The organism is Bradyrhizobium sp. 956_D2_N1_4, from assembly GCF_052076025.1.
Lineage (GTDB): Bacteria > Pseudomonadota > Alphaproteobacteria > Rhizobiales > Xanthobacteraceae > Bradyrhizobium > Bradyrhizobium barranii.
On sequence record NZ_CP197237.1, the window covers coordinates 8533082 to 8546092 of the forward strand.

The 13011-nt window shown below is 60.5% G+C and carries 17 protein-coding genes, 1 tRNA gene and 2 pseudogenes; 9 read left to right on the forward strand and 11 right to left on the reverse strand.

Going from position 1 to position 13011, the window contains the following annotated elements:
- Positions 1–7: 7 nt before the first annotated feature.
- Positions 8–238 (reverse strand): hypothetical protein, encoded by a 231-nt coding sequence (locus AB7535_RS40230; protein ID WP_354134941.1) that lies wholly within the window; start codon positions 236–238, stop codon positions 8–10.
- Positions 238–600 (reverse strand): hypothetical protein, encoded by a 363-nt coding sequence (locus AB7535_RS40235; protein ID WP_354134942.1) that lies wholly within the window; start codon positions 598–600, stop codon positions 238–240. Before AB7535_RS40235 ends, AB7535_RS40230 begins: the two co-directional genes overlap by 1 nt.
- A 536-nt stretch (positions 601–1136) precedes the next feature.
- Between AB7535_RS40235 and AB7535_RS40240 the strand changes: the two genes are divergently transcribed.
- Positions 1137–1379 carry a DUF6894 family protein gene (locus AB7535_RS40240; protein WP_354133834.1) on the forward strand — a complete coding sequence of 81 codons (243 nt, stop codon included), beginning with the start codon at positions 1137–1139 and terminating at the stop codon, positions 1377–1379.
- 353 nt (positions 1380–1732) lie between these two features.
- On the forward strand, positions 1733–1858 hold the full coding sequence (locus tag AB7535_RS40245) for a hypothetical protein (RefSeq protein WP_354134944.1): 126 nt from the start codon (positions 1733–1735) through the stop codon (positions 1856–1858).
- A 477-nt stretch (positions 1859–2335) separates the two neighbouring features.
- Here AB7535_RS40245 and AB7535_RS40250 read toward each other — a convergent pair whose 3' ends face one another.
- The gene (locus AB7535_RS40250) at positions 2336–2542 is read right to left on the reverse strand and encodes a hypothetical protein (protein WP_354134945.1); all 207 of its coding nucleotides are present in this window, start codon (positions 2540–2542) and stop codon (positions 2336–2338) included.
- Between the two features lie 14 nt (positions 2543–2556).
- On the opposite strand from AB7535_RS40250, the gene AB7535_RS40255 reads away from it, so the two are divergent.
- Positions 2557–2630: transfer RNA gene (locus AB7535_RS40255), tRNA-Gly, on the forward strand.
- Between the two features lie 330 nt (positions 2631–2960).
- On the opposite strand, the gene AB7535_RS40260 is transcribed toward AB7535_RS40255, so the two are convergent.
- The 4 genes from AB7535_RS40260 to AB7535_RS40275 all read right to left on the reverse strand — a co-directional run bounded on the left by AB7535_RS40260 (position 2961) and on the right by AB7535_RS40275 (position 5567).
- A complete protein-coding gene (locus AB7535_RS40260; RefSeq protein WP_439034325.1) occupies positions 2961–3593 on the reverse strand; it encodes a class I SAM-dependent methyltransferase in 633 nt (210 codons plus the stop codon).
- Between the two features lie 135 nt (positions 3594–3728).
- On the reverse strand, positions 3729–4322 hold the full coding sequence (locus AB7535_RS40265) for a malonic semialdehyde reductase (RefSeq protein WP_439037684.1): 594 nt from the start codon (positions 4320–4322) through the stop codon (positions 3729–3731).
- A gap of 68 nt (positions 4323–4390) precedes the next feature.
- Positions 4391–4801, reverse strand: coding sequence for a nuclear transport factor 2 family protein (locus AB7535_RS40270; RefSeq protein WP_354134948.1), 411 nt, complete (start codon positions 4799–4801; stop codon positions 4391–4393).
- Between the two features lie 31 nt (positions 4802–4832).
- Positions 4833–5567 (reverse strand): SDR family NAD(P)-dependent oxidoreductase, encoded by a 735-nt coding sequence (locus AB7535_RS40275; RefSeq protein WP_439037685.1) that lies wholly within the window; start codon positions 5565–5567, stop codon positions 4833–4835.
- Positions 5568–5857: 290 nt separating this feature from the next.
- On the opposite strand from AB7535_RS40275, the gene AB7535_RS40280 reads away from it, so the two are divergent.
- The 3 genes and pseudogenes from AB7535_RS40280 to AB7535_RS40290 form a co-directional block, all read left to right on the forward strand.
- Positions 5858–6754 (forward strand): LysR family transcriptional regulator, encoded by an 897-nt coding sequence (locus AB7535_RS40280; protein WP_439037686.1) that lies wholly within the window; start codon positions 5858–5860, stop codon positions 6752–6754.
- 398 nt (positions 6755–7152) lie between these two features.
- Positions 7153–7362, forward strand: a complete 210-nt coding sequence (locus tag AB7535_RS40285; protein ID WP_354134894.1) for a hypothetical protein — start codon at positions 7153–7155, stop codon at positions 7360–7362.
- A 152-nt stretch (positions 7363–7514) separates the two neighbouring features.
- Positions 7515–8521: pseudogene (locus AB7535_RS40290) on the forward strand (IS110 family transposase); the annotation flags it as partial.
- Positions 8522–8820: 299 nt separating this feature from the next.
- Here the strand turns inward: AB7535_RS40290 and AB7535_RS40295 are convergent.
- Positions 8821–9039 carry a DUF6894 family protein gene (locus AB7535_RS40295; protein WP_439037687.1) on the reverse strand — a complete coding sequence of 73 codons (219 nt, stop codon included), beginning with the start codon at positions 9037–9039 and terminating at the stop codon, positions 8821–8823.
- 638 nt (positions 9040–9677) lie between these two features.
- Positions 9678–9944, reverse strand: a complete 267-nt coding sequence (locus tag AB7535_RS40300; RefSeq protein ID WP_354134895.1) for a hypothetical protein — start codon at positions 9942–9944, stop codon at positions 9678–9680.
- Positions 9945–10158: 214 nt separating this feature from the next.
- Here AB7535_RS40300 and AB7535_RS40305 point away from each other — a divergent pair, with 214 nt between their 5' ends.
- The gene (locus tag AB7535_RS40305; protein WP_439037688.1) at positions 10159–10344 is read left to right on the forward strand and encodes a hypothetical protein; all 186 of its coding nucleotides are present in this window, start codon (positions 10159–10161) and stop codon (positions 10342–10344) included.
- Between the two features lie 111 nt (positions 10345–10455).
- Here AB7535_RS40305 and AB7535_RS40310 read toward each other — a convergent pair whose 3' ends face one another.
- Entirely contained in the window at positions 10456–10659 is a 204-nt protein-coding gene (locus tag AB7535_RS40310; protein WP_354134897.1) for a hypothetical protein, read from the reverse strand.
- A gap of 95 nt (positions 10660–10754) precedes the next feature.
- Between AB7535_RS40310 and AB7535_RS40315 the strand changes: the two genes are divergently transcribed.
- Complete coding sequence (locus tag AB7535_RS40315; protein ID WP_354134898.1) at positions 10755–10955, forward strand: helix-turn-helix transcriptional regulator; 201 nt, start codon at positions 10755–10757, stop codon at positions 10953–10955.
- A gap of 1005 nt (positions 10956–11960) precedes the next feature.
- On the opposite strand, the pseudogene AB7535_RS40320 reads toward AB7535_RS40315, so the two are convergent.
- A pseudogene (locus AB7535_RS40320) lies at positions 11961–12147 on the reverse strand (hypothetical protein); the annotation flags it as partial.
- A 186-nt stretch (positions 12148–12333) separates the two neighbouring features.
- On the opposite strand from AB7535_RS40320, the gene AB7535_RS40325 reads away from it, so the two are divergent.
- Positions 12334–12684: a hypothetical protein gene (locus AB7535_RS40325; protein ID WP_439037689.1), complete on the forward strand. Its 351-nt coding sequence runs from the start codon at positions 12334–12336 to the stop codon at positions 12682–12684.
- Positions 12685–13011: the final 327 nt, after the last annotated feature.

Below are 13011 nucleotides of genomic sequence, written 5' to 3' on the forward strand. Positions count from 1 at the left end.
CGGCCTCTCAGTGCCGCCAGCCGTCCTTGTCGACCTCCACCCGAAAGCCTTCCGGCATGCGCGGCACTTCACCTGCAGTAGCGTTGCAGGCCGAGCAGGGCGCGCCAGCGCCGCCACAGGCGCAGGCGCGTGGTCCATCCCAAGGGCGGTCCGGGTGGTTCTCGCAAACCCAGCCGAGGTTGTCGCAGTTGGTGCAGGTCGTGGTCATTCCACCGGCGGCCTTTTCCTCGCTGGGCATTAGGCGATCCCGCGCAAGGGCAGCGCTAGCTGCATGTCGAAGCGCCTTGTGGCGTTGGCCGTGATGAAGGCTTGCAGTGCAGACGCGATCTCGGCGTCGGTGTCGGCTGCGCGCTGGGCCAGTGCGTCGGCGACGTCGGAGGTCACATCCCGCGACCATCCCTCGACGGGATTGAAGGATACAATTCGCACTGGATAGGCGTACTGGCCAGACAGGAGATTTTGCAGGACCGTCTCGAGGTCGGTGTCAGCCTCATCCGTCTCGCGCCAGGCGCAACCGGCACGCGCGCCGAAGTCTTCAAGCACCAGATAGATATCGCGGTCGGGGCGGTCGGCCGGCACGATCGAGGGCGAGGAACGCATACGCGACTCCGATACGACAAAGGAGGAGAGACGGCCCCGGCTGCAGGGGTCTAGGGGGTAGGCCGAGGCCGCTCCGCCAGCTCTGGCGGCGAGCCAGCGACGACTCAAACATCAGCCGCCCTTGTGGTTCCTTTTCCAAACTGAAGGGGCGCTTCCGTATTTAACCGGTGTCACAAGACTGATTTTAACGGGGCCTAACATGGTAGAAGGCAAGCCAGCGGGGAAGGCGCTCCTGTGACCCGCACGGCCAACAGAAGGCAGAGCCAGTGATCAACATTGCTGAGTGCCGAAAACATGCTGATCTCTACAAGAGACTTTCTGGCGCGAGCGGCATTTCCAAAGATCGAGCCGATGTCCTGAAAAACATCGCCCGAACTTATGTGGGTTTGGCTGGCCAACTGGATAGACTGGCTTCTCTCGCGAGGAATGAGCAGAGGTAGGGTACCGGCCTGCTTCCGGCATCAGTCGCCTAGTTTGATTTGGGTGTGGCCTGTTTTACGAAAGAAACAATTTGAGGTTGGCGTCGTTCTGGTCTGATGAGACGGTACTATTTTGACATCAGAGAGGGTGACGAGATTTTCTCGGATGAGGAAGGTCTGGAACTCTCAACCATAGAGAAGGTGCAGGAAGAGGCGGCGCGCTCGCTTGCCGATATGGCCCGAGATGCCGTCCGGACCCCAGGGGACGGCAGCCACCAGATGTCGATTGAAGTCCGGGACGACGGCGGTCCGGTGCTCCAGCTCAAATTTACATTCGAGGTCGAACGGCGCAGGCATTGAGGCCGCCTCCGTTGGCGGGCTGTGTTCCTTCTGTCGGGAACCCAAGTTCGGGTCTATGGTCTCAAAATCACCGCCCGTCCGAGGCGCCTATCGGTAACTGAGAGTGCTCCATACTCCCGCCCTCTATGCCGAGCGGAAGCCATGTGTGAGAAGTGCATTCAGTACGAGGACAAGATCGCCCGGTATCGGCGCCTGTCGCTCGGAATCAACGACCGACAAACGCTGGACGGAATTGCAGTCCTGATCGCACAGGCGACGGACGCGAAGGCCCTCATTCATCGTCTCCACCGGAAGAGCAAGGCAGTCAGTAGGACGGCTTCACATTCGGCGCTGGATTCCTAGCGGGGCTCTTTATGTTCGACTTCGATCTATTTTCCAAACGCGAATGGGCGACGATGATTGTTGCTTTCGCGGCTGTGACCGCGCTCGCCCTCTACGGCTTTTTCCAGTTTCTCGACTACCTAGCACCACGCCTGTAAGGCCCCTCGGTTTCCCGCCCACAAACCAAACTCTCACCTCTCGTTCAATCGGCACGATAGGCGCAACCCAAGCCTCTCCGGGCGCCGCTGGATCAACCCACGTTGTAGGGCTATAGATTCCACCAGGGAATGCCTTGTCGCCATAGAGCGGGCGCACGGCTGCCGGCAAAGCCCCTGCAACATCTGAGGTAGGCAATGCCCTACCACCGGACCCGATATAGCGCTCGGCATATGCGTCTCGCCATTTCGCGGCGCAGAGGGCATCTTTCGTCCAAGCTATTTGCTCACCCCAGCCGGCGACATTTCGCAACGCCCGCACGAAGGCCACAGAGCCGTAGACAAAGGTTCGGCCAATTGGCCGGGCGGGCGCCGCCACCTACGGGAAGGAAATGTCATCCACCTCGATGCCAGCCGATCGCGCGGCCCGAGCAAGGGGACCGGTGTTGGCGACTACGTGGTTATTTTGGCCGAACAGCTTCACGTCACTTTCGCTCCTTGCCCACGACTGTTTATGAAGCGGCCGACCGCGGTGTCGGTCCGAGGAGCCAGTTCGACGGCGAGCCGGCGCTGGTATTCCGCGCGGTCAACGAGCTCGCCGAAGAGTTCGGCGTCCTGGAAATAGACGTCAATCTTGCCCTCGACGATCGTCTCGTCGGTGCGGCGAACGTATTCCATCATGCTCATCATACATCATCCTCGCGGGCGTAGTTCAACGGTAGAGCGTCAGCCTTCCAAGCTGAATACGAGGGTTCGATTCCCTTCACCCGCTCCAGCCTTTTCATAGACTTAGCGAGCGGGTCGGATTTTGTTCTGACAAACGGGCTGCTTTACACGTTCTGATGCTCGCTTTCCGATCGACTGTTTCGCGTGTTTTTTGATAGTCGTCCTGTTCCCCGCACGGCTCTGGACCGACTGAAGTGCGGGCTCATCAAAGCCGAATATCTTGGCTTGGAAAAGCGGTGCCGAATGCGCGTGCGGAAATCGGCGACGATGGCGTGGAAATAGGACAGGTCTGCGAAGTGAAGTGGTCAGACGATCAGTCGCCGGCTCTGCGGCGGTGATCTGCACTTCGAGGTCGACATAAAGTTGGCGCGGGGACCTGTCAGGGCTTCACGAACCGATAGGCGAAGCGATCGGTCTCGCCCTTGATCGAGGGATCGAACACCTTGATCGAGTGCGGATCGCCCTTGTTCGCGAGCATGGTGCTTTCCGCGTCCAGTACGAAGCCGGCCGCCTCCACCTCCTCGCGAACGGATGCAGGATCAATCCGATGCAGCGACTGGGCGTCGCTCGTGCCCGCCCCGACGGCGGCGGCGTGGTCTACGATGACGTAGGACCCACCGGGCTTCAGCCGCTCGTAGGCAGATCGATTGAATTGGGCCGCTGTCGCACCCCTGGCCTGGATCAGCGCAGTGTGGAGATCGTGGTAGAACAGATGCAGCCACAGGACATCGGCTGGTTGCGTGGCCTCCGGCATCGCGACTAGGTCCGCCGAGACGGCTTCGACGTTCTCTCGGCCCGGCTCCTTCGCAAGCGTTCGCATGCGGCCGACCGGATCGTTCTTGAAGTGGGCGACTTCGGCCGGCACGAAGCTGTAGACCCGTCCTTCGGGTCCCACGACGTCGGAGAAGAGACGGGTCCAGTCGCCGTCGCCTGGGTAAACGTCGATGACGGTGGCGCCCGCGTCTAAACGTGCGAACCGGATCAACTCGGATAGCTTGGATTGGTCGTACATCGGGATCTCCATTGCGGTTGGGAATTCGACGAGCGCGCGGCCTGCGAGGCGGCGATCTACGGCTCATTCACCGCCGACCCCGAACCGATGGCCACAGACGGCCAGCGCTTTGACTGTTCGCTCCGAAGCCTGGACTTAGGCCCAGCGGCCGGCCTCCTCAAAACTAAGGCGAGGATTGCGCGGAAACACGGAAGCTGGATCGCCGTGGCCAATGCTGCAAATGAAGTTCGACCGAATCCGCGTGCCTGAGAAGAACGCCTCATCCACGCCGGCGTTGTCGAAGCCGGACATGGGTCCGCAGTCCAGTCCCAACGCCCGCGCAGCGACGATGAGGTAAGCGGCCTGCAGCGTTCCGTTTCGCATTGCCGTCACCTCGGCCACGTCTGGTGCCGCAAAGTATTTCTGCATGACCTCGGCAGCGTGAGGCAAAAGCTTTGGCAGCTCGCCGGCGAAATCCAAATCGTGGCCGATAATGACCGTGACAGAAGCCTTCGGAATCTTCGGCTTATTCGGTTCCGCAGCGAGCCCGGCGAGCGTTGCCTTTCCATCTGGGCTACGCACCCAGACAAACCGCGCGGGGCTACTGTTCGCAGAGGTCGGGCCCCATTTCAGTAGGTCATAAATCTCGCGTACCAGATCGTCCCCTACTGGACGATCTGCCCATCCGTTGGGGGTGCGAGCGGAGCGGAAGATCTGATCAAGCGACTGATCGTTTAGAGCGGAATTCATAGATAGGGTCCATTCGTATAAGCGGCATAAATCAGGAGATGCGATCGCAATTCACCCGTCGAACTTGACTAGGTCCTTGCGTCGATCTGCGAGGCCCGCGCCAATGCTTGCGTGTCGACGTATTCCCGGATGTGGACGACTTTGCCGTCTCGAACGGTAATGTCGAAGACCCACTCGTCCTTGAACGGCCTGTTTGTGGCTTTGATTTTTCCCGTAGCAACGCCGACGACCATAACCCTGTCTCCCTGCGCTACGAATTCGGGGGGCTTCGGGTATTGCGTTTCCACCTCTTCGGACGCCTTCTTGAGAACAGCCGCCAACTCCGCGTGCCCGCGGTGCGTGCCTGCAAGCGGCCAGCATTCGCCCGGAATGATCCACTCGATATCTTCTGCAGCCAACGCCAGCAGATCGCGCGCGTTGTTGCTGCCCATGGCGGCAAAGAAATTCTTCACAAGCTTGACATTCTCTTCGGTGCTCATCGTATCTCTCCGTTTTCGGCTCGGCGCGAATTCAGATGGCCGAGAAGCCGCCGTCGACGGACAACTCCACCCCGTTCACGAAGCTCGAATCGTCTGAAGCAAGAAATAGCGCGGCTGCCGCAATTTCCTCGGGACGACCCATCTTTCCCCTCGGGATCAGGGATTCGAACATCCGCGTCGCTTCCTCGGTGAGAACCTGGTCCTGCATCGGTGTGGCGATCGGCCCTGGGTGCAGCACGTTCACCCGGATATTCCTGCCCTTGAGTTCGTTGAGCCACCCGCGTGCGAATGCGTGCAGCGCCGCCTTGCTCGCCGCATACACACTGTAACCGGGAAAACCTTTGATCGAAGCAACTGACCCGGTCATCAAGATCGATCCGCCGTCGTTTAACAGCGGCAACGCCTTCGGGACCGTAAACAGCGTGCCGCGCGTATTCAGGCCGAAGGTCGCGTCGAAATGCTGCTCGGTAATCTCGCCCAGTGGGACGGCTTCGCCCGTGCCAGCGCTCGCGTACAGGATGTCGATCCTGCCCTGTTCCCGCTTGACCGTGTCGAACAGACGGTCGAGGTCGTCGAGATTGGCCGCGTCGCCGCGCACGCCGGTCACGTTCCGGCCGATCAGCTTGACGGCCTGGTCCAGCGCCTCCTGTTTCCGGCCCGTGATGAAAACATAGGCGCCTTCTTCAACGAACCGCTGGGCGCTCGCCAGCGCCATGCCGCTCGATCCACCCGTGATGACTGCAACCTTACCTTCAAGCTTTCCCATGACTTCTCCTTTGAGACTCCGTCTTTGGTCGTTCGGGGGAGGCCCCCGAGGAACTCGACATAGGTCCGTCGTCGTCAGGCGTTGAGTGCGGAAGCGCGCACATCGGTGGTGCGAAATCGATCCGGCTGGACGGCTGGCGCCAGCCGCGACGATTGGCGTCCGCCGTTCGGAATTGGGCTGCGCTTGCCGGCTTGGGCTGTAATGACCGCCCGTGCTACCCACATACGAGATGCTGTTCGATGTATTGGACGGGCTCTGGAAGGCGCACCCCAGCGGTGCCGGATTGCACCATGATCGACTGGGACGACGTTCGCTACTTTCTTGCCGTCGCGCGCGGAGGCTCGGTGCGGGCCGCCGCCGAGCGCCTCGGGGTGAACCATTCGACCGTGCTGCGACGGGTCGCTCAGCTGGAGGAACGGCTCGGGGCGCTCATGTTCGAGAAGCTGCCTTCGGGCTACCGCCTGACGGGGGCTGGGGAGGAGGTCCTCGAGCTCGCGGACCAGATGGAAGCGTCGTCGCACCTGCTGGAGACGCGTGTCTTCGGCCGCGACCAGGGCGTGCGCGGGCTTCTGCGGGTGACGCTGGCACCGCCGCTTGCGACACACCTGCTCATGCCTGATTTCGCCGATTTCGCGCGTCTGCATCCGGACATCGAGATGGACATCCTGTCGTTCGGCGAGCTGGCAAATCTGACCAACCGGGAGGCCGACGTCGCGATCCGCGTCGTCTACGACCGCAAAACCCTGCCGCTCAATCTTCACGGCCTGAAGGGACCGGAGCTGTTCGGCGGCGTTTACATGTCCCGCGATCGACTGGCCGCGTGGCGTGCGGGCGCGCCCGATCCCGTCCGGTGGATCGTCATCAGCATTCATGGAATCCCGGACTGGGCCAGCGAGGGTGAGGTTCGCACCACGGGGGTTCCATTCAGGACCACTGACGCCGAGTCGCAGATCGTTGCTGTACGGCAAGGGCTCGGGTTGACGACACTGCCGTGTTTCGTTGGCGATGCCGACCCCCTACTGGTGAGGGTGCCGGGCACCGACCTGCACATGTACGGAACGCTCTGGCTTCTCACACAGGGGGAGACACGCAAGACGAAGCGCGTGCGGCTCTTCATGGAGTTCGTATCCCTCAGGCTCTCCGCGTACGCTCCGCTTCTCGCGGGGATGTCCATATCGCGCGGCTGACGCGCGGCGACGCTGGCAGTGGACAAGTGCCGGCAAGCGGATCCCCAACGCCCGAGTTAGGATTTCCTGAGTCACGGCACCGTTGGCGCCCTCTCAAAGACACAGGGATATTACGAGCGGGGCAACTCTAGGGAGGCGTTTGTTGTGGGTCCGGGATTTGTACCTTTCTCGCGTCCGAGCCGAATGTTCTGCGACCATGGGGCTCGTAACCGCTGACCTTGCCCCGCGGGCTTAATCCAGCTTGAAGTTCGTTCTGGCCCAAGACAAGGACCAGAGCATGAAGCGCAGCCGCTTTTCGGAAGAGCAGGCGCTGGCCGTACTTATTGGTGCGGGAACAAGTGGCAATTCCACGGGTTTTCCGAACCGTCTGTGTTGCATGGTTATGCGCCGAGGCATCGATGAAGACCAAGCTACCCGGGAAGTTGTCACACTACGATAAGATGGCCGCCTCCGCTCAGCAATTTTTCAAGGAGGCGACGGCGTGTCGCGAGGAGGCGGCTCGGAGCCTCGACCAGGTCGATCGAGAAGGCTGGCTGAAGCTTGCGAGCGAATGGACGGAGCTCGCGCTCGCGGCCGAGCGGGGCCAGATTTTCCGCCGGGACATTTGATCCCAGAGACCTATGGAGAACGTTGCGGTCCCCTAGATGCCGTAATGGGCCCGGCTCCGAGCAAGGGGGGATGATGGTGGCTGTCCCCCGATAGATGATGAAACGGGTCACGACTTGAGTCGGCCCCAAGCATCTGGAGACGGAGGACAGCCGTGGAGAATTATGCCGGAATTGACGTGTCGTTGGAACTGTCGAGCGTATGCGTTGTGGATTCCCAGGGTAAGATCCTGAAGGAGGCGAAGGTCGCAAGCGAACCCGACGCCTTAGTCGAATTTTTCGAGACGCTTGGCTTTGCAGTGAATCGGATCGGGCTGGAGGCTGGGCCACTGTCGCAATGGCTGCATGCGGGGCTGCAAAGAGCAGGATTCGAGACGGTTCTGCTGGAAACACGGCATGTGAAGGCAGCATTGTCGGCGATGACAGTGAAGACGGATCGCAAGGATGCACGCGGAATTGCCCAGTTGATCCGGATGGGATGGTTCCGCGCGGTGCACGCAAAGTCGATAGGGGCTCAAGAGATCCGGGCACTCCTGATCGCACGCAAACAGCTTCTCGGACGGCTGATCGATGTGGAATTAAGTATCCGGGGGATTTTGCGTGGCTTCGGTCTGAAGGTTGGCCCGGTGACGCGAAGGAATTTCGAAGCGCGGATCCGAGAGTTGGTTGCGGGGCAAGCGACATTGGAGCGCATTGCCACAGCGATGCTTTCGGCCCGATCGGCCTTGAAGGTCGAGTACGGAAGGCTACACAAGACTGTGCTGGCAATTGTGCGTGACAATGTAGTTTGTCGCCGGCTGATGACAGTACCAGGCGTTGGTCCCCTGGTGGCAATTACTTACAAATCGGCGATTGATGACCCTCATCGCATCGTAAAATCGAAGGCAGCGGGCGCGCTGTTCGGGCTCACGCCAAAGAAGTACCAATCGGGAGAAAAGGACGTCACAGGCGGGGTCACGCTGGCCGGCGACGAAACGGTTCGCACAGCGTTGTATGAAGCCGCCAACGTTCTGCTATCGCGCATCACGCGATTCTCAAACTTAAGCGCTGGGGGATGGACGTCGCCAAGCGGCGAGGCTCGAAGCGCGCAAAAGTCGCCTTGGCACGCAAGCTCGCAGTGATCCTGCATCGAATCTGGGTCGACGGCACAACCTACCGATGGACCGACGCGGCCCGATCGCAGCATAGAACACGAGGAGAAGAGTTGGAATGCAACCGGGCTGAACTGAGCCTGGTGCCCGAAGTCCCGTCGCCGGGACGGTGGATCCGGTGAAGCCGTTACACGCCCAGTGGCCGTCTTCTGATGGACCACGCGTATCTAGATAGGCTTACCGCTCTCTCTGACAGCATGATGTGGCGGCCAGGCGTTGACCACGGACAGAAGCATGAGCTCGGCGGCGTGACATTCACTCGGGAGGCTTGACATCATCGGGCCCATTACAGAAGTGGCGCGTACCACCGTCACCAAGCAGCGTCGAGCGGAATGACGCAAATGGCGGCGTCGTCATCATCGATTACAATGATGGAGTACCCTTTGCCCACTAGTTCGGGTCGGGTCTCGCGTAACGAACGAGCGAGCTTGATGGCCTCTATTTGGGCTTCAGTTTCGCTAGGCAAATCATGCGCTCCGAAGTCCGAAACGAAATGCGTATCAATGAGCTTGTAGGTAAAAAGAGGCATAGGGGTTGCCCGCGACAATGCGAAAGGCAAAGCCCCTGCTGGCATAGCCAAGCAGGGGCTCGCGGATGGATGGCACGAGGCTCGCGGATGAGGTGTCGCTCCAAGAACCCGTATCACTGAAGCAAACAACCGCTTAGTAGGCTCGCCAAAATATTGTGCAAGCCGCGCAAATAAAAGGCCCGGCGCTCTTTCTCGAGAATCACCGGGACTAAGCTGGCCGGCCTTCACCCCAAGCACAAGGCCGCGTATGTCCCCACGGCCCCGTCCCGAAACCAAGACTGCCTCTGCTTACTTAACGAGCCGCCAGGACCGCGGACCTCCGCGATTTAACTCGACTCTCGAATGGAACTGGAATTTAGTTCCCTCATCATCGTTCCGTCCTGGGCACTTGCCGGTGACTGAGAGTGTCGCGCTCCCGCCTGATCGAGGAGCACTTCTATGGCTCCGGACCCGCCCCGCTGCCCGCTATGCAATAAGCCCATGCACCTGCTGATCGGGCCAAACGGCGTCCGCAAACTTCAATGTGTCCGATGCGATGACGTTGACCCGATGCAATTGGCAGACCTCCAGGATTTGATAGAGGGCACACTGCAGCCGCCTAAAAAGTAAGGCGCCTCAGTTGGCGGCCGACCAATATCTTATTCTCGAGTCAGCAGATCTTCACCAGGCGGCATCAGCTTTACGTAGGTGCCGCTTTCGTGCTTCCACAACCAGCCGCGCTCGATCGCGTGTTTGAGCCCGGCGCCGAACTCGCTGCCACTGCCCTTCAGCTTGAACATGAACGGCGCGTTGATCCGCTCGATGTAGAAGCGGCCATCCTGGACGGCCTCGACGTTGGCTGCGAGCTCGACGAGTTTGCGCGCGGCCACTTCCGGGTTCGCGTAGGGTCGTCCTTCGTGCTTCATCGGCGCGTTCCGCGGTGATGTGTGCGCGGTGCGGGAATGCGCCTGCCGGCGCATTCGCGTGTCTGGTACCCCCCGCCGGAGAGCCGGGATATCCCGGTTGTGAGGTCCCGGCCAGCATCCAGCGCGAATAGGCTTCACACCCATTCCATGGGTTCGCCGATCGGACGGCAAGCAATTCGGAAGCGACGAGGGAGAAGCGACCGATGGAAGCGCGATGGAAGTTCAAGTGCTGCCGCTAATCATCTGCTCTAAGATCATATCGGCGCTTGAGGCGTTGCGTCGTGGTGTGCGCAGCCTGATGAATGCGGTGTATATCGGCATTCTCGGATGCTGCGACGTGAAGTCGCCAATCCATGCCGCGGGGCAGGGCCTGGATCTCGCTCGACTTCCACCGAAATGACGTTCTCTCCTCCCGCGTAACCCCGGATCTCTTGCAGCGCGATACGCTCGAGCTCGGATTTGGAGACGAACGCTTTGAACACCGCACTGCACTCCTCCCGGATGGCCTTCACTAGGCCATATCAAATTCGTCCTGCATCTTAGTGACCGTGCTCTGGAGCTTCTTCTCGGCCGGTTCGTCCATGTCATTCGGTCGCATGCCACCCAGTTCCCAGCTTGGGACGCAGCCCTTTCGACGGATCAGATGCAGGCCGTGGATACGCGACCGCTTTTCCAGTTCCGCCATCAATTCGTTCTCGATCAGAATTGGCTTCATGGGACTTCCTCCGCTGGGGCTTCCCATCTGGACAACTGTCTTGAGGCGTCAACGTTCCTCCGTTTTGAGCTGGCCGCAAAAGGTGGGTGGGGAGAATGACGGTCACGGCGTTGACGCGCAAACAGAAGCAGGTCTGCGAGCTCGTCGCCGAAGAGCTATCGAACAAGGAGATCGGCGTCCGGCTTGGCATCGGTCATCGCACGGTCGAATTCCATCGGGCTCAAGTCTATCGCCGTTTAGGCGTGCGCGATGCCGTGGAATTGGTCAGGAAGGTTTTGGAGGGGAAGACAGCATGACGACCCAGAAGAAGGGTTGCCCGGTGATTGCTGGCCGCGAGCACGTCGTAAGGTCAGAGATCGAGAATTCCAACTACGGGGCCCTTCTCGCGACCTACCGATAGTCGGGCGTAAGGCGCGATCTGCGGTTCGCGCGTGAACGGCCGCTGCTTCCTGGATACGCGCGGTTCTACACGGGCTCCGAGTCCTTGGTGACGTCGCTATGATTGACGGTCTCATTCGTTGGTCAACTCCTAAGGCAAAGCCAGCCCGTGCAGGACAAGGAGATGATCAGGCTCGCCCTCGACCATGCAGGTGGAGCGCACAACGAGATCGCGCACGTTTCCGGTGCCTCGCCGCGAACCCGTCGGCGCAAGCCGCGTCCTGGCAAGAGACTGCGTAAGATTACTAGCTAGTAGCAGCACGAGCATGAAGGACGAAGCAGCCATGGTTAGCGTCCAACAGAAGCGATGTGGTCACTGGGCCTTTCCGCTCCTGGGCAACTGAATGGAGTTGCCGCATTGGATAGCTATGCGCTGAATCAAGATACCCAAGACATTCGACGTTCGTCAGCGAAACCGAGAGCATGACGCCAAGTCGCCGCTCGCCAGCGGCATGACCGCGGCGGGCGAGGCGCGCAGGTCTACTCGGCCGGTGCGACAAAGGAGCAGGCCAGCATCCTCTTCGCTGATGCGGTGAAGAGGTTGAAGAAATCCCCGGCGCTCGAGCAGCAGCTCAATTCAGCGGCGGCGAAGGCAAGGAACATAACATCGCATTTCTGAAGACGAATTCGTTCTTCAGGCCGGTGTCGCGAGAGACGACGGCTCGGGTCCGCGTCCGCACTTCGCCCTTGTCGACGAGCTCCACGAACATCCCGACGGCGGTGTGCTGGAAATCTTGGAGCGCGGCTTCAAGTTTCGCCGGCAGCCGATGCTGGTGATGATCACGAACAGCGGAAGCGAACGCAATTCGGTTTGCTATACGGAGCACGAGGCACGCCATCCGCGTCGCGGCTGGAAACCGCGAAGCAAAAGACGATGATAGTAGATTTTGCAGGGCGCCCTCAAGGTCAGTGTCAGCCTGATCCGTCTCGCGCCACGCGCAACCGGCGCGCGCCGAAATCTTCAAGCACCAGATAGAGGTCGCGGTCGAGGCGGTCGGCCGGCAACCCCGAGCTGGCATTGCCGCATTTGCGACGTCTGAGTTGCCTCACAAGAGATGCAAGGATCGCTCGGCGGTGCGGGGCTATCCGTACAAGCGAAGCCATCTCGTGGCTCCGGCGCACTAAGATTTCCGCGAGCGATCGACCATCAACGCGGTGGCCTGGAGAGCGGGAGGTCCCCTAGGAACTTTCGGAGGTGCACCCCATTAAGCCGTCATCCAAGTAGAGGATCGATCTGTGAAACACATCGCCGCTACCTTGATCTTACTCGTTGGCGGCTCTTCGCTCGCCTTGGCCCAGAGTACAGGTGGATCGAGCAATGGCGGCTCGGCGGCGAGTGGAACTGCGGTCACCGGCTCCAGAGGTTATGCGGGCGGCACCCTATCGACCGGGCATACCATAAGCGGCACTGCGGGCTCCTCCAGTCCCAACGTGGGCAACGCGCTCAGCCACGCAGCGACCGGCGACGTGGATGCTTCCTCGGTTAGTCCGGCTCCAACTTCCCACGACAACGCGGTGGATACGCCCGCCGCCGAACGCGCCATAAAGAGCTTGGGCAACACCGACATCGGCATTCTCAAGAAGTAATGCATGCTGCAAGTTTCCCAACGCCCTCGAGGCTCGTCGAGGTAACCTCTAGGCCCCGGCTTATCCCTCATTTGAGCTGGGGCCGGCACGAGGACTCAAGGGGAACGACAAAGGCGGGCGAATATTTGAGTCGTCGCTGGCTCGGCTTGGCGGAGCGGCCGCCGGCGGTGTCGCGCCAATTCGGCTCTGACGACTAGGGCCGCGCGGGAGTGACGCTCCGCAGGGCCCCGGCTCTTCCTTGACGCCTTGACCAATTAGTCGATGATTTTGACGACGCGGCGCGTGCGCGGTTCGAGCTGCACGAAAGCGGCACCTATGGGAAACTGC

Excerpts from the sequence above, each read along its gene's own strand:
- AB7535_RS40230 (WP_354134941.1), bottom strand. The coding sequence starts at position 238 with ATGCCCAGCGAGGAAAAGGCCGCCGGTGGAATGACCACGACCTGCACC.
- AB7535_RS40235 (WP_354134942.1), bottom strand. The coding sequence starts at position 600 with ATGCGTTCCTCGCCCTCGATCGTGCCGGCCGACCGCCCCGACCGCGAT.
- AB7535_RS40240 (WP_354133834.1), top strand. The coding sequence starts at position 1,137 with ATGAGACGGTACTATTTTGACATCAGAGAGGGTGACGAGATTTTCTCG.
- AB7535_RS40245 (WP_354134944.1), top strand. The coding sequence starts at position 1,733 with ATGTTCGACTTCGATCTATTTTCCAAACGCGAATGGGCGACGATGATT.
- AB7535_RS40250 (WP_354134945.1), bottom strand. The coding sequence starts at position 2,542 with ATGAGCATGATGGAATACGTTCGCCGCACCGACGAGACGATCGTCGAG.
- AB7535_RS40260 (WP_439034325.1), bottom strand. The coding sequence starts at position 3,593 with ATGTACGACCAATCCAAGCTATCCGAGTTGATCCGGTTCGCACGTTTA.
- AB7535_RS40265 (WP_439037684.1), bottom strand. The coding sequence starts at position 4,322 with ATGAATTCCGCTCTAAACGATCAGTCGCTTGATCAGATCTTCCGCTCC.
- AB7535_RS40270 (WP_354134948.1), bottom strand. The coding sequence starts at position 4,801 with ATGAGCACCGAAGAGAATGTCAAGCTTGTGAAGAATTTCTTTGCCGCC.
- AB7535_RS40275 (WP_439037685.1), bottom strand. The coding sequence starts at position 5,567 with ATGGGAAAGCTTGAAGGTAAGGTTGCAGTCATCACGGGTGGATCGAGC.
- AB7535_RS40280 (WP_439037686.1), top strand. The coding sequence starts at position 5,858 with ATGATCGACTGGGACGACGTTCGCTACTTTCTTGCCGTCGCGCGCGGA.
- AB7535_RS40285 (WP_354134894.1), top strand. The coding sequence starts at position 7,153 with ATGAAGACCAAGCTACCCGGGAAGTTGTCACACTACGATAAGATGGCC.
- AB7535_RS40295 (WP_439037687.1), bottom strand. The coding sequence starts at position 9,039 with ATGCCTCTTTTTACCTACAAGCTCATTGATACGCATTTCGTTTCGGAC.
- AB7535_RS40300 (WP_354134895.1), bottom strand. The coding sequence starts at position 9,944 with ATGAAGCACGAAGGACGACCCTACGCGAACCCGGAAGTGGCCGCGCGC.
- AB7535_RS40305 (WP_439037688.1), top strand. The coding sequence starts at position 10,159 with ATGGAAGTTCAAGTGCTGCCGCTAATCATCTGCTCTAAGATCATATCG.
- AB7535_RS40310 (WP_354134897.1), bottom strand. The coding sequence starts at position 10,659 with ATGAAGCCAATTCTGATCGAGAACGAATTGATGGCGGAACTGGAAAAG.
- AB7535_RS40315 (WP_354134898.1), top strand. The coding sequence starts at position 10,755 with ATGACGGTCACGGCGTTGACGCGCAAACAGAAGCAGGTCTGCGAGCTC.